This window comes from Pollutimonas nitritireducens (assembly GCF_002849615.1).
In the GTDB taxonomy this organism is placed as follows: domain Bacteria; phylum Pseudomonadota; class Gammaproteobacteria; order Burkholderiales; family Burkholderiaceae_B; genus Pollutimonas; species Pollutimonas nitritireducens.
The window spans coordinates 132,003-153,729 of record NZ_PDNV01000001.1 but is presented as its reverse complement, the minus strand read 5'-3'; the positions used below and the strand labels follow the sequence as shown (position 1 = coordinate 153,729).

Genomic DNA, 21,727 nt, shown 5'->3' with positions numbered 1-21,727 from the left:
GCCGTGGTGTCGAAGGCTGAGATATTACGCCTTATTTCCCCAGCAAGGCAGAGCGCTGTCCGTCGCCGTTGCGCGAAGGGCCGCTACGGTGACGCGGCTGTCCTGTCGAGGCGCCAGCGGCCGTGCGGGCGGAACCAGCGGGCCGGCCTGCGCCGCTTTCGGAGCGACCACCTGTGGAGCGGCGGGCATCACCGGCGCGACCGGCAGGCCTCGCGCCAGCGTTTCCACCGCTTTTGCGGGGCGCATTCGAGCGGCGCGGGCGGTCGTCGTCGGCACGTACATGCGCGGGTTCGGCTTTCACCATGTCCACCGACCATCCTTCGATCGTCGTACGCTCGATAGGACGCTTGATTACCTTCTCGATGGCATTCAGGTACTTGATTTCAGTCTTGTCGACCAGCGACAGTGCCGAACCTTCACTGCCTGCGCGGCCTGTGCGGCCGATGCGGTGCACATAATCTTCGGGAATGTTGGGCAGCTCAAAGTTGACAACATGCGGCAACTGATCGATATCGATACCGCGTGCCGCGATGTCAGTGGCCACCAGAACCGCAACTTTCCCGTCTTTGAACTCGGCCAGTGCGCGTGTGCGGGCAGCCTGGCTCTTGTTGCCATGGATGGCCGCGGCGGCAAGTCCATCTTTCACGAGTTTCTCGGCAAGACGATTTGCGCCATGCTTGGTGCGGGTGAACACAAGCGTTTGGTGCCAGCCGCTTTCGCGGATGATGTAACTGAGCAGATCGCGCTTGTGCGACTGTTCAGTCATCACCATGGTTTGCTTGACCAGTTCTGACGCGGTGTTGCGGCGCGCGACCGAAATTTCGATGGGGTTGGTCAGCACGCCTTTGGAGAGTTCGCGGATTTCGTCCGAAAACGTAGCCGAGAACAATAGGTTCTGGCGAGTGCGGGGAAGCAATGCAATGATGCGGCGGATGTCGCGGATGAAGCCCATGTCCAGCATGCGGTCCGCTTCATCGAGGACCAGGATTTCGACGGCCGACAAATCGACGGTCTTCTGTTGAGCGTGATCCAGCAGGCGGCCCGGGGTGGCCACCAGAATGTCCAGGGACTTGCGCAGCGCCTTGATCTGCGGATTGATATTGACGCCGCCGAACATGACCATTGAAACGATCGACGTATGCTGGCTATAGGTACGCACAGACTCTTCGACCTGTGCCGTCAGTTCCCGTGTGGGCGTCAGGATCAGCACGCGGGGCTGGCCGGCCTTGCGATTCTGCGGGGCGGATTGCAGCATGCGGTGCAGAATGGGCAGGGTGAAGCCTGCCGTCTTGCCGGTGCCGGTCTGGGCAGCGGCCAAGAGATCACCGCCCAACATGACTTGGGGAATGGCCTGGGCCTGAATGGGCGTGGGGTGCACATAGCCGGTATCGGTAACAGCACGCAGAAGGGGTTCTGCCAGCCCTAGGGAGGCAAATGTAATTTGGGTATTCAAGAAATAACTCCAGCGACAGCCTATCGCTCGAGTCGAGAGATACCAATCTAGGCAGACGATAAAAGAAGTTGAGAGCGAAAAAGCTCAGGCAAGAACAGAATGGCTTGCAAGACACGTGTTGACTGGTGCGACACGTAATCCAGTATTGTAACGTAAAAGCTAGGGCATTGCGTATTCCATTTAATTTTGTGCGCACGAGATCGTTATTTCAGGCATATTGGCAAAGCCTGTACAAACTGCTGTAATTTGTGTTGTTGCCTTTCCGGGATTCCGATGATGAAACGTATATTGCTGTTAATTCTCCTGCCCTGCCTGTCCCTGTTGCTGGCCGGCTGCGGCTACAACGACATCCAACGTCTGGACGAACAGGTCAAATCGGCATGGTCCCAGACGCTGAACCAGTATGAACGTCGTGCCGAATTGGTTCCCAAGCTGGTCAATTCGGTCAATGCCTACATGGTCAACGAGCGCGCCGTCCTCACGCAGGTCACCGAGGCGCGATCCAAGGTCGGCAGTATCCAGATCAGCGCAAACGACCTCCAGAATCCCGAAGTCATGGCTCGCTTCAACGAAGCGCAGGGGCAATTATCATCGGCGCTGTCACGCCTCATTGCCGTGTCGGAAAACTATCCGCAGCTGAAAAGCGACGCGCTTTTTCGCGATCTGATGACCCAGCTTGAAGGCACCGAAAATCGTATTGCGACCGAGCGTGGACGCTATGTCCAAGCCGTACAGGAATACAACCTGATCGTGCGCCAGTTTCCAACGCTTATCACCGCCAAGATTTTTGGTTATGACACCATTGAAAACTATGGGGTTTCCAGGCAGGAAGAAATCACCAAGGATCCCGAAGTGAAATTTTCGGTGCCGGAAACGGCGAAACCCTAATGCCAAGTCCTGGTTTTCATTGTTTTAGTATCATTGCGCAAGGATGAACCATGGCCGTATCGGCGACCGGATTTTTAGTGTTGTGCGGTTCCCGCAGCAAGGCCATGGCCATGTCACTGGCTTTATGGTTCGGGTTGGGGCTGGCGTTGCTGACGCTCGCGTTCGCTGGGGGCGCACACGCTGCACAGGCGCCGGTTCCCGCCCTTGAAAACCGCGTCACCGATAGCACCGGTACGCTGGATCCCAATACCCGTGCCCGTCTCGAGCAGTTGCTGGCCGACCTCGAGCAGCGCAAAGGTGCGCAAATTGCCGTGCTGATCGTTCCCACGACGGGTGAAGACACGATAGAAGGTTATGCTCGTCGGGTGTTCGATCAATGGCGCCTCGGCCGCGAGAAGGTCGACGACGGCATTCTCTTTGTAGTGGCAAAAGATGACCGTCGCTTGCGCATCGAAGTCGGCTATGGGCTGGAGGGCGCCGTACCCGACCTGCTCGCTGGGCGGATCATCCGCGAACAGGTCACGCCTCGATTCAAGCAAGACGACTATGCGGGTGGTGTGATTGCCGGAGTGGAAAGTCTGGTCAAGCTGGTGGACGGCGAGCCCTTGCCCGCGCCGGTGGCCGGCACCGAATCCGCGTCGGACGATGACTCTCCCGTGGTCATGCTTGCGCCGCTGGCTTTCATGACTTTATTGATGCCCGCTGGGTTTGCTGCTCTGGTGGCCGGCGTTTTCGTCTTCCTCATGTTCGGCAGCATAGGCTTCAGCCTTCTTGCCGCCGTCGTGGCGTTTTTCCTGAGCAGCATAGGGCGCATGTTCGGAGCTGGTGGCCGTGGCAGTGGGGCCCGTGCTTCGCGTCGCGGTGGTGTCATCGGCGGCCTGGGTGGCGGCCTGGGCGGTTTCGGCGCAGGCGGCGGCTTTGGAGGGGGCGGCGGTTTTGGCGGCGGTGGTGGGTTCGGAGGCGGCGGCGGTGGCAGCGGCGGTGGCGGTGCTTCGGGTAGTTGGTGATGGGTAGTGTTAAAAAATCAGGGGGATGACGTGCGTCAAGAGGGTGGGAAGTGGAAGCAAATGACTGGCTGGTCCACCGTTGAGGGCCAGTGGCTGCGGCGCAGGCACTTTACGCCAGAGGTCCTCGCGCAGATCGCCAGTCGGATCAAACAAAGCGAACTCGATCACACGGGCGAATTGGTGGTGGCCATCGAAGCCGTGAGTCCGGCACATGAACCCGACAGCCGCTGTCGCTCATTGGAAGTGTTCGGTCGCTTGCGCGTCTGGGACACTCCGCTGAACACCGGAGTGCTGCTTTACCTGGCGCTCGACAAGCACCGCATTGAAATCGTCAGCGACCGCGCAATTGCCGCCACCGACGACATGTGGGAAAACGTCTGCGCCAATCTCAGGACGCGGCTGCGCAGCAAGGAATATGCATCGGGCATACTGGCGGCAATCGACGACATCGAGGTGATATTGCGTGCGCGCTGTCCGCCTTTGGCGCAAGGCTACATCAACACCAACGACTTGCCCAACGATCCTACACTTCTTTGAACAGGCTCTCGGCAAGCGTACGGATGGCCTGCGGGCGCCGTGCTCCGGCATCGTAATGTGTGCCAAGGCTGGACCATTGCGGCTGGCTGCGCGCCTCCAGCAGCTCTGGCGCAAGCTTGTCGTTGCGCCAGGTCTCGAGCGACCCATCATTGGACGCGATGGCAGTGTCGCCACGCACGCTGTCCAGCCGTATTGGCCCCTGAGCGGCATGGCCGCGCCGCTCGAGAGCGTGCACCAGCGCCAACTGGCGTATGGCCAGCAAGCGCAATACGCCGTCACCCACGCTTAGTTCCTGGTACCCCTTCAAGCGCCCGACGACACGCTTGCCCAGCTTGTCAGCGCCCTGCCACAGGCCGCCCGCGGCGGCTCCCACCAAGGTCGCCGCGCCCAGACTGATGCCGGCGGTGAATACGTCCAGCGTCGCGCCGGCCATGGCGCCGGCAGCCATGCCTTTGCTGACGTGGATGCCGACGTCCTTGAGTGCCTGGGGATGAAACAGGTCCATGCCCCAGCGTTCGCCTTCCAGCGGCAGCGCGTACGCCGGAAAATCGCGCGGGTTGAAGTTATAGCGTTTCAGCAAAGCCTGCACACACAGATTCTCGCGCTCCCGCACCTTCCTGCGCAAGGCCTGGGTGCTTGCCTCGATAGCTTCCTGTCCGGGCTCGCTGGCCAGGTGGAAGGCGGCAACATCGATGAGCAGTTCGGCAATCATGCGCATGGCGTCGCGTCGGCGCACGTCGCGCTGTTGTGCCACGTCGTGCTTGAGCGCCTGCAGCGGACCCGCGTGGCCGTCGAGGACCAACGCCAGCTTTTCGTATAGCTGGGTTTCGCCATCGAGCGCAGGCGCAACGGTATCGAATTCGACACTGACGTGCAGACCGAGCCGCGCAAGTGCTTCGCGCCACATGGCCAGCCGTTGCTGGGGACTGTGTGTGAAGTTCAGTACCGGCACAAGAGGATGCCCGCAGCTGGCAAGTATGGCCAGTTCATCTTTATGCTTGCCCAGCACCGGGTCGCGCACGTCCACGACGTACAGGCCTGCGTGGCAGTCCAGAAGCTTCTTCAGCACGCGCGCTTCCTGCTCGAACCGGCGGCCGCTTTCAGGACTGGCCAGAAAGCGGCGTATGCGCTCGGGTCCGTCGATACGCTCGGCCGGCCTTGCCAGCTGATCAAGATAGTCCAGCAAGGCGATGCCATCTTCCATGCCCGGTGTGTCATAGAGTTCCACAGCGACTGAACCATCAACCAGCAGGCGAGCGCCTTCCACGTGACGTGTGGTGCCGGGGCTGTCCTCGACCACACCAAAGTCCGGATCACGGGTCAGCGTGCGCAGCAGTGATGTTTTTCCGGTGTTGGTGTGACCGACAACGGCCAGTCTCAGTGGAGCGTCAGGAGTGGGCATGCGAGGCTCCTGCATCGGTGGCGGTGCACAGCGGCCCGGCCAACCAGGCCAATCCCGGGCCCGCGTCTGTGTGCAGTTGCTCCGCCGCGAATCCGGCCGCGGCAAGGCGATCGCGCCACGCCGCGGCCCGTGATACCAGCGCATCATCGCTTGCGTGACTGGCGGGCAGTACGATGTGCGTTTGCGCGGCCAGACTGGCCAGCTCGGCCAGCAGGGCGATAGTCCCGCGGTCAGGGGTCTGTTGTGGATCGCAGATGGCGAGCAGCCGCAGCGGCGGGTGTTGCTGCAGCTGGTCCAGCAGTGTGCTGCGTTGCAGGCGCGTGTCGATTACCCCCAGATCGATAACGCCGTCAGGAAGAATGGCTGGCGGCCAAGGGGTATCGGGCGCGAGCTCGATGCCGGCCAGCAACAACTGATCCGGCTCGGATCGGCCCGGATGGCGTGCGTAAATCCGGGATTGGAATTGGGGCCCGTCAGGCGCATCGGTGCCCATCCTGACGCTGGGGGGTGAAAGGCGGGAGCGCAGTTCGACATAGCCCGGCAGACTTTCATCAAGACCGATGGCGGCCCGGTTTCGGCGACCCATGACGATGGCCAGGGCCAGGCCCAGTACGCGAGGGATGAGACCGTAGGTGACTACGCAGCCTATCAGCCAGCTCGACCACAGGACGCGTGCCGATTCCGGCAGCACCAGCAAACCGTTGCTGGCACGCACGACGGCTTCAGACGGTACGGCAAAGCCCAGTAAGGAGGGCAGCCAGCCCAGCGCGGCGGTGACGGCCACGAACGTGTCGGCCGACAGCAGAGTTGTTTCCCAATTGAATCCATAGCGCCGGGCGGACAGCATGGCCAGCAGGGTAAGCAGCATGCCCGACAGCGCGACGGCCCAGAGGCCGTGGCTGATGGCGCCCAGCATCCAGCGCAAGGTGTTGTTGCGCCCCAGCACTTCGACGAATGCCCGAGGGATCAGGGCGGCATCGGGCCCTCGCGCCAGCTTGCTCGTCAGCCATAGCCATATTTCGCCGAGGTAAGAACCGCTGGTGCCCGAATGCACAAGAAAGCTGGCTAGCCAGAACACGAACGCCAGTAAATTCAGACCCAGCAGAGCGGTGAGCGCCAGCAATATATTGACAGGGCGGCTGCCATCGCCCAATGCGCCGGAAGCGGCCGCTGCGCCGGCCAGAAGTGCGGCGATCACGAGGCCCAGCAATGTCAGCCTGGCGCCCTGTATCCATTTGGCTATGAGTTGGTCGATACCCTCGCGCTTGGCAAGCAGTCGCGCGCGCAACAGGATTTTCTGCGGGTGGCTGGCTGCCTGCGCGCGGACGTGGCGGACCTCGCTGGCGTCCTCGAGCGGGCCGCAGAGGGCTTCGCGCAGGCGCAGCGTCTCGGCTTGCCAGTAATCGACAAAGCCGGGCACATATGGCCGTGCCTGTGACCGCCCGTCAGGCATCCGTGTAGGCGCGGGAGCCGGGCTTGCGGAACCATATATCAAGTTTGCGGTGGGCCTGCTCCTTGACTTCCGGGGTGATGTAGAACGCTACCGTTGCCAGAGCGGCGGCCATGACGCTGAGGTCATCGGTATAACCGATGAGAGGGGCAAGGTCGGGTATGGCATCCAGCGGCAGGATGAAATAACCCAGCGCGCCATATATGACACGTTTTGCCCATTTCGGCGTGTGGTCATTTTGCACGGCATAGTAGAGATAGAGCGCCTTTTCCAGTGTGCCGCGGCCGGCCGACTGCGCAAGCGGTCCCAGCTTGTGCCAAAAACGGCGCGGCGTGTATTCGGTCCGGTATCGAGATTCGTCCATGATGCCTCCAGGCGGCGGGCTGAGCGGATGTCCTATTGTAGACAAAAGCAGAGGCACTCCGACGTATCGGAGTGCCTCTGAACGACCTGTCTGCGCGCGCCCCACAAAACGGCATGAGGCAAACGCGGTCAGCGTTTCTTGACAATCAACCCATAGATGAACAGCACGATAATCGCACCTATGATGGACGCGATCCAGCCCACGCCTTCACCGGCTTGATATAAACCTAATGCGCTGCCCAGATACCCCGCAACGACGGCGCCTACGATCCCCAGGATGATGGTCAAAATGATTCCGAACTTCTGCTCGCCCGGCATGATTGCCCTCGCGATCAGTCCGACAATGAAACCCACTACGATCATGCCGATAATGCCCATGGAGGTTTATCCTATAAAGTTGATGGAAGGTGCACGATGAAACATTTCTGGGCCAGGTTTGGTAGAGCCTGGATGCATCCATCATAGGGAGGCCGCCCGAAAGCGTCCAGCCCATCACTGTTATTTTGGTGTCCAAACGTTAAACAATCACGATGGTGTAACGCCCCGGGAAGCGCGCCATACTGATGGAACTACCCCGCTTCGACCTGCAGCCCATCGCGCGAGAGGAAATCCAGGCTGGGCATCAAGGAAAGTAGATGCTTGCTGTAGTCATGCCGCGCATTGGAAAACAGCGCCTCGGTGTCAGCGACTTCCAACAGTTCTCCGTGGCGCATGACGCCTACGCGATCGCACATCTGGCGTATGACGGGCAGGTCGTGGCTGATGAACAATATCGTCAGCCCCAACGATTCCTGGAGGTCTTTCAGCAGATTGAGAATTTGCGCCTGTATGGATACGTCGAGCGCCGATGTAGGTTCATCGCAAATGAGGAAGCGCGGTCGGGTGGCAAGCGCACGGGCAATGCATATCCGCTGTCGCTGGCCGCCGGAAAATTCGTGTGGAAAACGCAACAGTGCCTGGTCGCCCAGGCCCACGTAGTCGAGCAGGCCGCTGACGATTTGCCGCGTCAGGGCTTCGGTCCTGGCCAGTTTGTGAAAGCGTATGGGTTCTGCCACGATGTCCAGGATGCGCATACGCGGGTTCAGGGACGAGAAAGGGTCCTGGAACACCATCTGGATCTGTCGCCGGAAAGCATTCGTGGTTTTCGCATCGGTCAGTTGCGTGACATTGACGTCGTTGAAAATGACCGAGCCGTTGGTGGTTTGATACAAGCCCGCGATCAGGCGTGCGATGGTCGACTTGCCGGAGCCGGATTCACCGACCAGACCGAATACTTCGCCGGCCTTGATGGAGAAGCTGACGTTTTTCACCGCGTCCAGCATGACGCGATTTCGTTTGCGAAAGGCATTCTTCAGCACGAACCGCATGCTCAGGTTTTCGACCTGCAACAGCGGCCTGTCCGAGCTGGCGCCATAGTCGCGGTGCTCGCCCATCCAGCGGGTCGCGGTCGCCAGGTTGCTTCGCAGGGACGGCGCAATCACGTCCTCGATGTAGGTGACCATGGGAAAGCGTCGCAGCTTGATATCTGAACGTGGTACCGCTGAAATCAGGCTTTTGGTATAGAGGTGTTGCGGATTGCTCAGCAAACGCCTGGTGGGGCCTTCCTCGACCAGCTTGCCGCGGTACAGGACAGCGACGCGATCGGTCACTTCGGCGATGACGCCCATGTCGTGCGTGATCAGGATCATGCCAACTTGCTTCTCTTTGCAGAGCTTGCGCAAGAGGTCAAGTATCTGTGCCTGGATCGAGACGTCCAGCGCCGTGGTGGGTTCGTCGGCAATGATGACTTCCGGTTCACAACACAAGGCCAGCGCAATGACCACGCGTTGCCGCATGCCGCCCGAGAACTGGTGAGGGTAGTGTTGCAGGCGTATGCGGGCCTGTTCGATGCCCACACTTTCCAGGAGCTCAATCGCCCGTGCCGAGGCTTGTTGCTGAGTAAGTTGCAGATGCACCTGCATGGTTTCGACGAGTTGTTGGCCGATGGTCTGCAGGGGATCCAGGGATGTAAGGGGATCCTGGAAAATCATTCCTATGCGCCGGCCGCGCACCAGCCGGAATGCCGCCGCAGACAGTTTGTCGATACGTTCTCCATTCAGCAGCACGGCGCCACCTGTCATCTTGCCGGGGGCTTCGAGCAGTCCGATCACCGCGTTGCCTATGGTGGATTTGCCGGCGCCCGATTCACCGACCACACCCAGGATCTCGCCTTTTTCCAGTGACAGGCTAACGTCCTGGATTGCCACCACATTACCGCGTCGGCTGGAAAACTCGATGCGCAGATTCTCAATGTCCAACAGTGCCATGGGTATGCCTTAGCGGAGCTTGGGATTGAGCGCATCGCGCAGCCAATCGCCCAGCAGATTGACCGACAAGGCCAGCAAGACCAGCGCGATACCCGGGAAAATGGAGATCCACCAGTCGCCCGAGAACAGATAACTGTTGCCAATGCGGATGAGCGTGCCCAGCGAGGGCGTCGTGGGTGGGATGCCTACGCCCAGGAAAGACAAGGTCGCCTCGGTAATGATGGCCACGGCCAGATGTATGGTGGCAATGACCAGGACTGGCCCCATCACGTTGGGCAGGATATGACGGCGCAACACCATGAACGGGCGCATGCCGATCAGGCGCGCGGCCTGCACATATTCCTTGTTGCGCTCGACCATGGTGGCGCCGCGCACGGTGCGAGCGTACTGCACCCAACCCGAAATGCCGATGGCGAATATGAGCACATACAGCGAAAGGCTGTCCTGGGAGTCGCGAGGCAGCAAGCCGCGCGCGATTCCGTCTATCAGCAGTGCAATGAGTATCGCGGGAAACGACAGTTGCACGTCGGCAATGCGCATGATCACGCTATCGACACGGCCGCCCACATAGCCACTGATCAGTCCCAGAGACACGCCGATGACCAGCGAAAACAGCACCGACGCAAAGCCCACAAACAGCGAGATGCGCGAGCCGTACAGGATCGCCGAAAGCATGTCGCGGCCCTGGTCGTCAGTGCCCAGGAGGAAGCGTGGGTCGCCGTTGGCCGACCATGCCGGCGGAATATTGGCGTCGAGCAGATCCAGCGTGGACAGGTCGAATGGATTATGCGGCGCGAAGAGAGGCGCCCCCAGCGCGCCAACGATGATGATGAACGCGACGGCAGCCGAAATGATGGCGGTGGGCGACCGGCTGAAGCTGTAGACGATATCGCTGTGATACAGGCGCGAGAAGGCATTCTGGGCCATCGATTGATACCTTCTAGGCTTTCTGTACCCGCAGTCGTGGGTCGACAGCGAAATACAATAGATCGACAATGAGATTAATGATCACGAAAAAGAACGCGATCAATAAGAGGTAGGCTGCCATCACGGGTATGTCGACCGCGCCGATCGACTGGATGAACAGCAGGCCCATGCCAGGCCACTGGAACACAGTTTCCGTAATGATGGAAAAAGCAATGATCGACCCTAATTGCAGTCCGGTGATCGTTATCACGGGCACCAGGGTATTTTTCAGCGCATGGCGGAAATTGATCAGGCGGTCAGGCAGACCGCGCGCCCGTGCGAACTTGATGAAGTCGGCCTGCATGACCTCCAGCATTTCAGCCCGCACCAGCCGCATGATGAGCGTCATCTGGAACAGTGCGAGTGTGAAGGCAGGCATGATCAGTGATTGCCAGCCGCTCTTGGTCAGGAAGCCGGTGGACCACCATCCCAGTTGCACGACGTCGCCGCGTCCGAAACTGGGCAGCCAGCGCAGCATGACGCCGAAGACCAGGATCATCAGGATACCAATCAGAAAGGTGGGGAGCGATATACCTATGAGTGACAAGGCCATGAAACTGCGCGACAACACACCATTGCGTTTCAGGGCCGTATAAATGCCCATGGGAATACCCAGGAACAAGGCCATAAGGGCGGAGACCAGGGAAAGTTCGAGCGTGGCGGGCAGGCGGCTTTCAATAAGATCGCTGACCGGGCGGCGCTGGCGGTAGGAAACGCCAAAATCGCCCTGTGCCGCATTGCCGATGAATCGGACGTACTGGACCAGGAACGGGTCGTCCAGTCCTAGTTGCTTACGCATCTCGGCGCGTTGTTCCAGGGTTGTGTCCTGGCCCACCATGTTATTGATGGGGTCGCCGACGTAGCGGAACATTGCAAAAGCAATGAGCCCTACGGCGAGCATGACGAAGATCGACTGGAGCACCCGTTGGGCAATGAAATTAAGCATGTCCTGGTTACGGATGGTTCAAGGCATGACCACGTTGCGGATGTCGAGCACGTCGTCGGCACGTTGGGCTACCGTGATTCCCTTGCGCACACCCCATGACATCGGCTGCTGGTGCAATGGCAGGTAGCCGAAGTCGTTGTGCAACATGGTGAACGCTTCCTTGATCATGGCATTGCGCTTGGCCTGGTCTGTTTCGACGTCGATCTTGGCGGTCAAGGCATCGATTTCCTTGTTGCAGTAGCCGCCCAAATTGAACTGGCCTGTCGCAGTCTTCGCGTCGCGGCATCCGACCAGGTTAGTCAGCGCGTTGGCCGCATCAATGGAACTGGGCGTCCATCCCAGCATATACATGCTGGTGTTGTTGCCCGCCTGCAGCAGGATCTTGGCAAAATACTTGGACTTGGTTTGCGCCAGGAGGTCGATCTTGATGCCTACGCGAGCCAGCATGCTGGCAACCGCCTGGCACACTTTCTCGTCGTTGACATAGCGGTCGTTAGGGCAGTCGAGCTGCACGCTGAAGCCATCAGGGTAGCCGGCTTCGACCAATAGTTTCTTGGCTTTTTCGACGTCGGTCTTGTAGGGCGCACCAAATGAAGAATCGTAGCCGTTGATTTTGTCGGCGATGAGCGTGCCCAGGGGATTCGCTGCGCCGCGCATGATTTTCTGGTTGATGACCCGCGTATCGACGGCCAGATTGACGGCCTGGCGGACACGTTGGTCCTGGAACGGATTCTTGCCTTTGACATTGGAGAAGAGCAGCTCGTCGCGGTGTTGATCCATACCGATGAAGACAGTGCGGGCCTCGGGTTCGTTCATGACCTGGACATTGGGCTCTTTTTCCAGGCGCGGCCAGTCTTGCACCGGTACAGGTATGACAATGTCCATTTCGCCTGAAATCAGGGCGGCGACGCGGGTCGATTCCTGGGTGATGGGCTGGAATACGACCTCGGTCACGTTCGTGGGCATATTCTTGTTCCAGTACCCGTCATAGCGCTTGAGTGTCGTCTTGACGTCAGGAGCGCGATCAACCACCATGAAAGGTCCGGTACCATTTTCATGCAGGTTGGCATAATTGCTTTCGCCACCCTTGACGTTGGTGGCTTCGACCGTCTTGTTCTTTTCGGCCCACGGCTTGCTCATGATGTAGAGGAAAGTCCAGTCACGAGGCAGGATCGGGTTGGGTGTAGGAGTGGTGACCTCGATCGTGTGGTCGTCGATTTTCTTGATGTCGGCCGCCTTTGCTCCGTATGCTTTCATGTCCGAGCCTGCCGTCTGGCTGCGTTTCCATGAAAAGATCACGTCGTCGGCGGTGAAGGGACTGCCATCATGGAAGGTGACACCCTTGCGCAGGTGGAAGATCCATTTTGTAGGTTCGGGATTCTCCCATTTCTCGGCCAGCATGGGAACCAGCTTCAGATCCTTATCGTAAGCAGTCAGCGTTTCATAAAACCAGCTCTGAAACCCCAAGGTGAACGTTTCGTTCAGTGCCATGGGATCCAGTGACATCATGTCGCCCTGATAGGCCCATCGCAGTGTTTTGGCGTCCACCGATTGCGATAAACCGACGCTCATGGCGAGTGTGGCCGCAATTGCGGTGTGTTTGATGAGTTGCTTGAATTTCATGCTGATCTCCTGCGCTGGTTTTATAGGAATGCCGCGTGTAACAGGACTGCCATGCGTTCAACAGAACTACCGTGATAATTGATCAGTGACCTCTTCCAGGAATTTTTCGCAGGCGGTCACCTGCGATATGTCGATGTATTCGTTAGGCTGGTGCGCCTGGTCGATGGAGCCGGGACCGCAGAGTACGACAGAGAAGCCGCTTTCCTGGAATTGTCCCGCCTCGGCCGCATACGGAACCACATCGCCATGTGTGTGGCCGCACAAGCTGAAGATGAGTTCCTGGGCGGCCCCGCCTTTGTCCTGCAAGGGCGGAGCGTCTGCCATGATTTCTGTCGTGATGGACGCCGCCGGCGCTATCGCGCGCATGGCCGGCAGCAGGGTATCGGCATACTGCTGGAACCGGTCCAGGTAGCTGCGCCAATCGTCACCAGGCAGCGCGCGTATGTCCCAGACGAAAGAGCATTCGCGGGAAATAATGTTGAGCGCGGTACCGCCGTGCACAACACCGACATGCAGGGTGGTATAAGGCGGCTCGAAGCGGCAGTCAGGGTCGGCGCTGGCCTTGTTGCCGGCCATCATGTCGTCGATGAAAGTGATGAGCCGTGCAGCGGTGGTTACGGCGCTTACGCCGCGCTGCACCTGGCTGGAGTGTGCTTCATGGCCCACAATGGTGGTACGCAGGGCGGCAATGCCTTTGTGTGCCACGATCGGGCGCATGCTGGTGGGTTCGCCGACGATGACCGCGCCGGGTTTGGCAATATCGGTGACCAGCCTGGCTATCATGGAGGGAGCGCCAAAGCATCCGATCTCCTCGTCATAACTGAGTGCAAAATGGATGGGGCGCTTCAGGCCTTTCTTGAGCATGTCGGGGACCATGGCCAAGGCCACGGCTGAAAACGCCTTCATGTCGCTGGTGCCACGCCCGTACAGGCGGCCGTCTTTTTGTTCGATGACGAAAGGGTCAGTGTCCCAGGGTTGCCCATCGACCGGCACGACATCGGTATGGCCGGACAGGACGATGCCGCCTTCGACATTCGGACCGACCGTAGCGAACAGATTTGCCTTGGTCCCCTCGGGGTTGCCGACCAGATGGCTTTGCACGCCATGATCGGCAAGATAGTCCCGTATATAGTGAATGAGTTGTAGGTTTGAGTTGTGTGATACGGTATCAAAACCGACAAGCTTGGTTATCATGGCCAGGGACTGGGGTTTCACTGCGGAAATCTCCGATGGCAGGGGTAATCGCCGATGTTAGCGAAGTGCCGGTTCGAACGTCAATGGGTTGACGTTGGGGTATGCCCGCAGTGGCAACCGCGACCATCCATTTCTTTTTTATTAAGTATGTAACCTTTTTCCTGCCCCAACACCAAGGGAGACTAATGTCCGAGCTTTTCGATCCTATCAAGTTGCGCAACGTCGCGCTGGCCAACCGTATCGTTATTTCGCCCATGTGCCAGTACTCGGCGGTTGATGGAAACGCCACCAGTTGGCATATGGCGCACCTGTCCAGCCTTGCGCTGGGCGGCGCCGGACTGTTGTGCATCGAAGCGACTGCGGTGACTGCAGAAGGGCGCATCACGCCCGGATGCCTGGGACTATGGAACGACGATAACGAAGCGGCATTGGCCGCCGTCGTCAAGGTGCTGCGCGCCACGTCGGGCATTCGGCTGGCGATTCAATTAGGGCACGCCGGGCGCAAAGGCTCCAGCGCCGCTCCCTGGGACGGCGGCCAGCTGATCGCGCAGGATAAAGGGGGCTGGCTTCCGGTGGCGCCGTCCGCATTGGCGCACAAACACAGCGAGCCGCCGCCGCGCGCACTGACCGTCGAGGACTTGGCTGGCATCAAGAAGGCATTCGTCGACGCGGCCCGGCGCGCGGTACGCCTGGGCCTGGACGCCATAGAACTGCACGCCGCGCACGGCTACCTGTTGCATCAGTTCCTGTCGCCGATCTCGAACCAGCGCAGCGATGAGTACGGTGGAATACTGGAAAACCGCATGCGTTTTCCGCTTGAGGTTTTCCAGGACGTCCGTGCCGCGATTCCCGACGGAATGGCCCTGGGCATACGCGTATCCGCCACGGATTGGGTGGACTCGGTACCAAGCTGGACCCTGGACCAGACGGTCGAATTTGCATTGCGTGTGAAGCAGTTGGGTGCTGACTGGATCGATGTGTCCAGCGGCGGTGTATCGCCCGAGCAGCAAATTCCCGTGGGCCCAGGCTACCAGGTCCCCCTCGCCGAAACTTTGAAGCGCGAGGTCGGTTTGCCCACCATAGCCGTCGGCCTGATCACCTCCGCACAGCAAGCCCAGGACATCATCACGCAGGGCAAGGCCGACATGGTCGCCTTGGGCCGGGCGGCGCTCTATGATCCGCGCTGGGCCTGGCATGCCGCCGCCGAACTCGGCGGACAGGTGCAAGGCCCGTCCCAATACTGGCGCGCATTGCCCGCAGGCAAGAACAGGGTTTTTGGGGAAACCAGTTTCGGTATGCGGTAGCAGCAATAAGGACGGCACAGTCGTCTATGTTCGGGAGCCGGGGGCGCCCGACTGAAACGATGAGGCATGACTATGAATCCAGACTCGCGCCGCCTGTTCTTCGCCTTGTGGCCTTCGGCCGCAACGGCTGACGAGATCATGGCGTGGGCGCGTGACGCCCATGCACTATGCGGAGGCCGCTTGATGCGGCCTGAAAACCTGCACCTGACCTTGGCGTTCCTGGGCAATACGCCGCAAGAGCGGACACGGGAACTCGTGCGCGCGGCACCGGATTGGTCCATGCCGGTCGGCATGCTGCAATTGAAGCGCTTCGGGCGCTTCGCTGGTCCGCGCGTGGTTTGGGCAGGACCCTCCGCCGATGATGATGACCGCATCCCGTGGCTGGACGAGGCCTACGCCACGCTGTGGTCGCACCTGGAGACCGCCGGCTGGGAACGTCCGGCATCCGTATTCAGGCCGCACGTCTCATTGCTGCGCAAGGCCGGGCCATGCGGGCTCGATGCACTTGCGCGGCCTCCCTTGACGTGGAGGCCGGAGCACTGCGTATTGGTGGCTTCGCGCCCGGCCGAAGGCGGGTCACGTTACGAGATCCTGGCCCGTCTGCCCACCAGGCACCTCACTTGCTGACTCGCCAGATTGAATACATGATCTTATGCGGAGGCCAGTCATGCCCGATCAATCCAAGACGTCACATCCAAAGAATCCGGAAGCGGACGACTCGAAAAATAAAGTCGTGCCGGATCCCGCGGACGACCGTCCCCAGCGTGAGGACGAATACCTGAGCAAGTTCTTGCAAGACCCTAGCCCGGAAAGTGGCAAGCATGAGGGTGGCGAGAACAAAAAAGAAAAGTGAGTACGCGATGCAACTCGAAGGATCATGCCATTGCGGCGCCGTGAGGTTCACGGTTTCAAGTTCGGGGCCTTATCCCTATCAACGTTGCTACTGTTCGATATGCCGCAAGACGCAAGGCGGCGGCGGCTATTCCATCAACCTGTCCGGAGACGCCGAAACGATGCATGTCAGGGGCGGCGCCAATGTGTCGGTGTATCATGCCAAGCTTCAAGAGCCTGGTCAGCAAGCGGCTCGCACCAGCAGTGCCGAACGGCATTTTTGCAAACGTTGCGGAAGCGCGCTCTGGCTGTTCAGCCCGGAATGGCCCGAGCTGATCCACCCGTTTGCTTCCGCCATAGATACCCCGCTTCCAGTACCGCCTGAGCATACTCACTTGCTACTGGGTTCGAAGGCGTCATGGGTCGAAGTGCAGGCGGGGCCAGGCGATAAATTGTTCGATGGTTTTCCAGACGAGTCGATTGCCGATTGGCATGGGCGTTTGGGACTGACATCGAGTTGAACAGGAATAATTCATGGCAGCTTTTCTTCCAGTGCTGAAGGTGGCGCTTCCTTATATTACGCAGATCGTTTCCGCAGCGGTGCCGATGTTCACGACCAAGCCGCCGGGTGGAAAACTGGAAGAAGTGGTGCCGCAACAGATTCGTGAACTCCAGGCGGCGGTAAGCCACAATGCGGAGGCGGTGAAGGGGCTGGCCCTGCAGTTAAAGGAGACGATCGAAGGGGTCGATAAGGCTGCTGCGCAGTTGCAGCAACAGATCATGTTTTTGAGGCGACTTGCGGTGGGAGCGGTGGTGGTTGCCATGGTAGCGATTGGTGTGGCGGTTTGGGCGTTGTCGGGGCAGTAGGTGATGGCCGCAGATGCCGGGGCGACGGGTGTTTCGTGAGTTCGTGCAAACAGGGCTACCGGGCCGGCTTCCCAGGGTGCCGACCGGGGCACAGGAATTGCTCGTGGGTCAGGGACCCATTCGGTCGTCTACCAGGAGATCACCATGAAAAAGCTTTTAGCGATTGCGATCTGTTCCTTGCCGTTCGCCGTGGTTTCAACGGTGTATGGGCAGGGCAGTACGAGTAGCGGTTCAAGTACGCAGGCACCTTCCACGGCGCCGACGCCTAAAACGGAAAGCCTGGGCGGCACCAGCGCCAGTTCGGGCAAGAGCGGTACGGCGGGCACTACGATGGGCGAAGGCATGAAGTCGGGCGAAAAATCGGCTGACGGCGCGACAGATAGTACTGAAGCCAGCAAACGTATAGGCGGAGTGCCTGTGGATATAGCACCCAAGAATGCGACGCCTCCGGGCACGAGTGCCGATCAGGATAAGACAGAAAAGAAGAAGGGCGGCAACTAGTACGCCTGAGGCTGCTTGCCACTGCGATGCGGGCTGGCCCCTCCTGCATCGCGGCAGCATCATGATCGCGAATGTAAGCGTCGGGACCGTGACCAGGGTCAGGGCCCTGCAATGGCGACAAGCAGTAGTTACCCCGGTTCTATAGTCTAGCTTTAGGTTCTATACTTCCTGCAGTTCACGGAAGGAGTCGGGCCACGCTCTTCCAGCGGTCCAAACTACAGGAAATGGCGCGTATTGCGCTTGCCGCCCAATCAGGCCGCCATTCCTCAACCCGATAAGCCTTATGCCCGATGCGACACAGCGCGCCTCGGTACTGGCTCGAAGCCGCCGGCCCGAAAAACGAAAGAGGAAATATGTTCGACGAGACACTGGAGTGGCCATTCTTCGATGCCCGGCATCGTGAACTCAAGGGGCTGGAGCGCTTTGCAGACCAAGACCTCCAATCACTGATCCAGCAGGAACACGACGGCGCCGATGTGTACGCAATCGCCCCGCAGATGGTGAAGACCCTGGGCGCCGGTGGCTGGCTCGAGCATGCCGCGTCGCTGGACGGACGGCTCGACTCGCGCAGCTTGTGTCTTGTCCGCGATATGCTGGCGCGCCGCTCCGGCCTGGCGGAATTTGCCTTCGCGATGCAGGGCTTGGGAACGGCGGCTATTACGCTGTTCGGCAACGACGAGCAACGCCGGGAGTGGCTGCCGGGCGTGATCGCGGGTGATCGCATCGCCGCGTTCGCCCTGTCCGAAGAAGAAGCGGGCTCCAATCCCGCTGAAATGTTGACCGCCGCGCACAAAGACGGTGACGACTGGGTCATCAACGGCGAGAAGACGTGGATATCGAATGCCGGTCTGGCCCATCAGTACGTGGTGTTTGCCAGGACGCGGGAAGCGTCGGGCGCCCAGGGCTTATCCTGTTTTATCGTTGCCGCCCATACTCCCGGTTTTTCCGTCAGCGCAAGCATAGACGTCATTGCGCCGCATCCTTTGGGTTCGCTTCGGTTTACTGATTGCCGGGTGCCTGCCGACGCGCTAGTGGGCCAGGAAGGAGACGGATTCAAGATCGCCATGAGCGTCCTGGATGTATTCCGTTCCAGCGTGGGCGCGTCGGCTGTCGGAATGGCGCGCCGCGCGCTGGATCACACCCTGCTGAGGGTCACGCAGCGCCAAATATCCGGCGCCAGCCTCGGCAGTTTCCAGCTTACGCAGGACAAGCTGGCTGACATGGCCACGGCCGTCGACGCCGCCGCCTTGCTCGTCTACCGCGCTGCCTGGGTCAAGGATGTAGTGGGCGGGCGGACTTCAAGGGTCGCCGCCATGGCCAAGCTGTTCGCCACCGAAGAAGCGCAGCACGTAATCGATAAAGCCGTGCAATTATTCGGCGGCCTGGGCGTGGTGTCCGGCAATCCGGTTGAACGGCTGTATCGCGAGATCCGTGCCTTGCGCATTTATGAGGGCACCAGCGAAATCCAGAAGCTCATCATCGCTGGGCAATTGCTGCGATCCCACGCGGAGTCGGTGCGTAGATAGCGTCCCAGGTTGCCGGTCAGGCCCACGCCAACCGATGCGTGGTGCCTGCGCTGTTGCAGCGTTGGTCAAGTTAGCTGATGCGTTACGCTTAGTCGCATGATAAGCAAGGCTGTAGCAGAAGCGAGGCTGCGGACTCCCAAACCTATTCGAAAAAAGTCTGGATCAAGACTAAAACAATATTGGAAGCTATAGCATATACGAGCCATAATTCCTTAAAGACTATTCGAAGAACGGAGACAAGATGAGAGACGATGCTAACGTACGTAGCGGATTCAACGGCACACTTGTGCAAGGACGAAAGCCCGCACTGCTCGTCATTGACTTTCAACGCGGGTTTACTGAAACAGCGGTGAGCCCGCTCGCGTCCGACTGTTCAAGTGCCGTTACGGCGACGAACGCCTTGATCGATGCGATGCGCGGTATCGGTCCTGTCATTTTCTCGGTAGTCGGATACAGCGCCAATATGGCCGATCTTGGTTGCTGGGGACAAAAGTGTGGATCGCTATCCTCGTTGGTGCGCGGCACGCCTCCGTGCGAGCTTGATCCGCGTCTGCACTACGATGCAGCCGTAGACCTCATACTCGAGAAGACGCAAGCTTCAGCGTTTTTCGGAACAGCACTGGCTGGCATTCTCGCGTCTGCGCGATGCGACATGCTCATTGTTGCCGGATGCACGACTAGCGGCTGTGTTCGGGCGAGCGTCGTCGACGCGATGCAATATGGTTTCCCACCATTTGTTGTCCGGGACTGCGTGACTGACCGCTCCGCTGCGCAGCACGAGAGCAACCTTATAGACATGTCCAGCAAATATGCCGAGGTTTTTCAGCTCGATGCCATGCTAGGCATTCTTAACGATATGGTTACTCCATCGGCGCTCAATTAAGTGATTCACCGGCGGTATAGCTTATTGCTGCGGCTCTTATGAACCCGTCAGAATCCGTCACCATCGTTCTTATGACAGAAAATCCAGGAGGAGCACTATGAAAAAGCATTGGTTAATTACTGCGGCGATAGCCCTGTGCATGGGCATGGGCATGGGCACTACTGCTGCCGCAGAAAAGCCCATCCAGCTCACGTTCTCGACTTACTTGCCGCCTTCGTATGAATACGTGTGGAAGCCTATAGAAAAGTTTGTTGAGACCGTACATAAAGAAAGTAATGGCCGGGTGAAAATCAACGTGTTTCACTCTGGGCAATTGTTCGATGGCTATGAAGAGCTCGCTGCCTTGTCACGCGGTGACGTGGATATGGTGAACATGACTGGCACGTATTTAAGCGGTACCATGCCGGCGCTCAATATTTTTACACTCCCTTTCCTGTTCCAGGATGTGCCGCATCTGCGTCGAGCGTTGAACGAGGGGTTGCTGGATCTTGGCATCACTAAAGACCTTAAAGAACAGCATGACACTGTAATTTTGGGAATCGCGCCGTTCGATCCTTACGAATTCTATACGCGGGAAAAACCGATATTGAGTGTCGACGACTTTAAAGGCAAAGTATGGGCCACGACTGGCTCTCTGGATGCGCGTGCGCTACAGCTCATGGGTGGTTCGCCCACTGGTATGCCGTCATCGGAACTGTATCTGGCTTTTGATCGCGGTGTAATCGACGGTACTCCACGGCCGTTGCTGACCGGCATCGGGCGAAGCTTGTATGAGGTCACCAAGCATTTGTCTCTGGCGAACTTCGGTGTGGATACGTCGATACTTTCCATTAACCGAAAGAAGTGGGACTCGCTTCCACCGGATATTCAGGAAATCCTTCGTAAGGCAGCCAAGGAACGAGATAACGATCAATTTGATCAGGTCGCAGCCTTCGTCAAGGAAGCGGTCGGAACTTACGAAGCTAAAGGCGTGAAAGTGCACCGCGTCGAGGCGGATGCGCTACAGGCTATGCGCGATGCGACAGCACCTGCCATCGAAGAATGGGTCAAGCTAGTGCCGGATGGTCCGCGCTATCTCGAGATCGTCGAAAAGACTAAAAATTAGTAAATTTCGTTTAGGCATGTGCCTCCTGGCACATGCCTTTTAACTTAGAGCATTTATGCGCCCCTTTTCTCAGCGGTTTTTCCGGGTCTCGGAAGGCATAAATCGTATTGCCGTCCTGATATCCGAAGCAGCGCTATTGGCGCTCATGTTGATAACAGTCTATGCGGTCATCGCGCGATACGTATTTCGTAGCCCCAGTGTTTATGCTGTTGAAGTGAGTACGTATATTCTTTTGGTGGTCGCTTGGGCGGCTGTAGGATGGGTGCATCAGGTTGATCGACACGTGAGCATGGAAGCGTTGAACCTACGACTGACAGGAAGGTGGAAGAGAATCGCCAATGCCACTTCGGAACTTACCATCCTCGTGTTCTGCGCCGTTCTTATTTGGTCCGGATCCAACGTCGTGCTTACTTCTATCGAACGGGGTTACCGATCTGCTTCGCTGTTGAAGTTTCCCTTATGGATCATTTATACCTTGATACCTCTTGGCGCCCTTTTGTTGGGCGCAGTAGCGTTACGCCGGCTTATGCAGACGGCGCTACCAGACGCTGAAACACCGAATAAGGAAAACTGAA

23 protein-coding genes are annotated in these 21,727 nt (G+C 58.9%); 13 read left to right on the top strand and 10 right to left on the bottom strand.

Annotated elements, in window-relative coordinates; genetic code table 11:
* Positions 1-31: 31 nt before the first annotated feature.
* Positions 32-1,453 (bottom strand): DEAD/DEAH box helicase, encoded by a 1,422-nt coding sequence (locus tag CR155_RS00750; RefSeq protein ID WP_102068099.1) that lies wholly within the window; start codon positions 1,451-1,453, stop codon positions 32-34.
* Positions 1,454-1,729: 276 nt separating this feature from the next.
* Here CR155_RS00750 and CR155_RS00745 point away from each other — a divergent pair, with 276 nt between their 5' ends.
* From CR155_RS00745 to CR155_RS00735, 3 genes are read left to right on the top strand one after another with little or no spacing between them, the layout of a single operon-like run.
* Complete coding sequence (locus CR155_RS00745) at positions 1,730-2,341, top strand: LemA family protein (RefSeq protein WP_102068400.1); 612 nt, start codon at positions 1,730-1,732, stop codon at positions 2,339-2,341.
* 50 nt (positions 2,342-2,391) lie between these two features.
* Positions 2,392-3,348 carry a TPM domain-containing protein gene (locus CR155_RS00740; protein ID WP_233213816.1) on the top strand — a complete coding sequence of 319 codons (957 nt, stop codon included), beginning with the start codon at positions 2,392-2,394 and terminating at the stop codon, positions 3,346-3,348.
* 60 nt (positions 3,349-3,408) lie between these two features.
* On the top strand, positions 3,409-3,885 hold the full coding sequence (locus CR155_RS00735) for a TPM domain-containing protein (RefSeq protein WP_233213814.1): 477 nt from the start codon (positions 3,409-3,411) through the stop codon (positions 3,883-3,885).
* On the opposite strand, the gene CR155_RS00730 is transcribed toward CR155_RS00735, so the two are convergent.
* The 9 genes from CR155_RS00730 to argE form a co-directional block, all read right to left on the bottom strand.
* The gene (locus CR155_RS00730; RefSeq protein WP_102068097.1) at positions 3,872-5,287 is read right to left on the bottom strand and encodes a GTPase/DUF3482 domain-containing protein; all 1,416 of its coding nucleotides are present in this window, start codon (positions 5,285-5,287) and stop codon (positions 3,872-3,874) included. The genes CR155_RS00735 and CR155_RS00730 overlap by 14 nt on opposite strands.
* Complete coding sequence (locus CR155_RS00725) at positions 5,274-6,707, bottom strand: DUF2868 domain-containing protein (RefSeq protein WP_233213812.1); 1,434 nt, start codon at positions 6,705-6,707, stop codon at positions 5,274-5,276. Before CR155_RS00725 ends, CR155_RS00730 begins: the two co-directional genes overlap by 14 nt.
* 25 nt (positions 6,708-6,732) lie before the next feature.
* Positions 6,733-7,101, bottom strand: coding sequence for a YkvA family protein (locus tag CR155_RS00720; protein WP_102068095.1), 369 nt, complete (start codon positions 7,099-7,101; stop codon positions 6,733-6,735).
* A gap of 128 nt (positions 7,102-7,229) precedes the next feature.
* Positions 7,230-7,478 (bottom strand): GlsB/YeaQ/YmgE family stress response membrane protein, encoded by a 249-nt coding sequence (locus tag CR155_RS00715; protein WP_102068094.1) that lies wholly within the window; start codon positions 7,476-7,478, stop codon positions 7,230-7,232.
* Between the two features lie 191 nt (positions 7,479-7,669).
* The gene (locus CR155_RS00710; protein WP_102068093.1) at positions 7,670-9,406 is read right to left on the bottom strand and encodes a dipeptide ABC transporter ATP-binding protein; all 1,737 of its coding nucleotides are present in this window, start codon (positions 9,404-9,406) and stop codon (positions 7,670-7,672) included.
* 9 nt (positions 9,407-9,415) lie between these two features.
* On the bottom strand, positions 9,416-10,333 hold the full coding sequence (locus CR155_RS00705) for an ABC transporter permease (RefSeq protein WP_102068092.1): 918 nt from the start codon (positions 10,331-10,333) through the stop codon (positions 9,416-9,418).
* A 13-nt stretch (positions 10,334-10,346) separates the two neighbouring features.
* Positions 10,347-11,318, bottom strand: coding sequence for an ABC transporter permease (locus tag CR155_RS00700; RefSeq protein WP_102068091.1), 972 nt, complete (start codon positions 11,316-11,318; stop codon positions 10,347-10,349).
* Positions 11,319-11,336: 18 nt separating this feature from the next.
* A complete protein-coding gene (locus CR155_RS00695) occupies positions 11,337-12,890 on the bottom strand; it encodes an ABC transporter substrate-binding protein (RefSeq protein WP_439650406.1) in 1,554 nt (517 codons plus the stop codon).
* A gap of 117 nt (positions 12,891-13,007) precedes the next feature.
* Positions 13,008-14,156, bottom strand: a complete 1,149-nt coding sequence (gene argE, locus CR155_RS00690) for an acetylornithine deacetylase (protein ID WP_102068089.1) — start codon at positions 14,154-14,156, stop codon at positions 13,008-13,010.
* A 164-nt stretch (positions 14,157-14,320) separates the two neighbouring features.
* Here argE and CR155_RS00685 point away from each other — a divergent pair, with 164 nt between their 5' ends.
* The 10 genes from CR155_RS00685 to CR155_RS00640 all read left to right on the top strand — a co-directional run bounded on the left by CR155_RS00685 (position 14,321) and on the right by CR155_RS00640 (position 21,726).
* Complete coding sequence (locus CR155_RS00685; RefSeq protein ID WP_102068088.1) at positions 14,321-15,439, top strand: NADH:flavin oxidoreductase/NADH oxidase; 1,119 nt, start codon at positions 14,321-14,323, stop codon at positions 15,437-15,439.
* 66 nt (positions 15,440-15,505) lie between these two features.
* Positions 15,506-16,066 (top strand): RNA 2',3'-cyclic phosphodiesterase, encoded by a 561-nt coding sequence (thpR, locus tag CR155_RS00680; RefSeq protein ID WP_102068087.1) that lies wholly within the window; start codon positions 15,506-15,508, stop codon positions 16,064-16,066.
* Between the two features lie 40 nt (positions 16,067-16,106).
* The gene (locus CR155_RS00675) at positions 16,107-16,292 is read left to right on the top strand and encodes a hypothetical protein (protein WP_102068086.1); all 186 of its coding nucleotides are present in this window, start codon (positions 16,107-16,109) and stop codon (positions 16,290-16,292) included.
* 7 nt (positions 16,293-16,299) lie between these two features.
* Positions 16,300-16,791 carry a GFA family protein gene (locus CR155_RS00670; protein WP_102068085.1) on the top strand — a complete coding sequence of 164 codons (492 nt, stop codon included), beginning with the start codon at positions 16,300-16,302 and terminating at the stop codon, positions 16,789-16,791.
* Positions 16,792-16,804: 13 nt separating this feature from the next.
* Positions 16,805-17,137: a hypothetical protein gene (locus tag CR155_RS00665; RefSeq protein ID WP_102068084.1), complete on the top strand. Its 333-nt coding sequence runs from the start codon at positions 16,805-16,807 to the stop codon at positions 17,135-17,137.
* A gap of 144 nt (positions 17,138-17,281) precedes the next feature.
* Positions 17,282-17,638 (top strand): hypothetical protein, encoded by a 357-nt coding sequence (locus tag CR155_RS00660; protein WP_102068083.1) that lies wholly within the window; start codon positions 17,282-17,284, stop codon positions 17,636-17,638.
* 353 nt (positions 17,639-17,991) lie between these two features.
* Positions 17,992-19,164 carry an acyl-CoA dehydrogenase family protein gene (locus CR155_RS00655; protein WP_102068082.1) on the top strand — a complete coding sequence of 391 codons (1,173 nt, stop codon included), beginning with the start codon at positions 17,992-17,994 and terminating at the stop codon, positions 19,162-19,164.
* Between the two features lie 241 nt (positions 19,165-19,405).
* Positions 19,406-20,047 (top strand): isochorismatase family protein, encoded by a 642-nt coding sequence (locus tag CR155_RS00650; RefSeq protein WP_102068081.1) that lies wholly within the window; start codon positions 19,406-19,408, stop codon positions 20,045-20,047.
* A 97-nt stretch (positions 20,048-20,144) separates the two neighbouring features.
* Positions 20,145-21,152 (top strand): TRAP transporter substrate-binding protein, encoded by a 1,008-nt coding sequence (locus tag CR155_RS00645; protein ID WP_102068080.1) that lies wholly within the window; start codon positions 20,145-20,147, stop codon positions 21,150-21,152.
* A gap of 55 nt (positions 21,153-21,207) precedes the next feature.
* Positions 21,208-21,726, top strand: coding sequence for a TRAP transporter small permease subunit (locus CR155_RS00640; RefSeq protein ID WP_102068079.1), 519 nt, complete (start codon positions 21,208-21,210; stop codon positions 21,724-21,726).
* Position 21,727 lies beyond the last annotated feature (1 nt).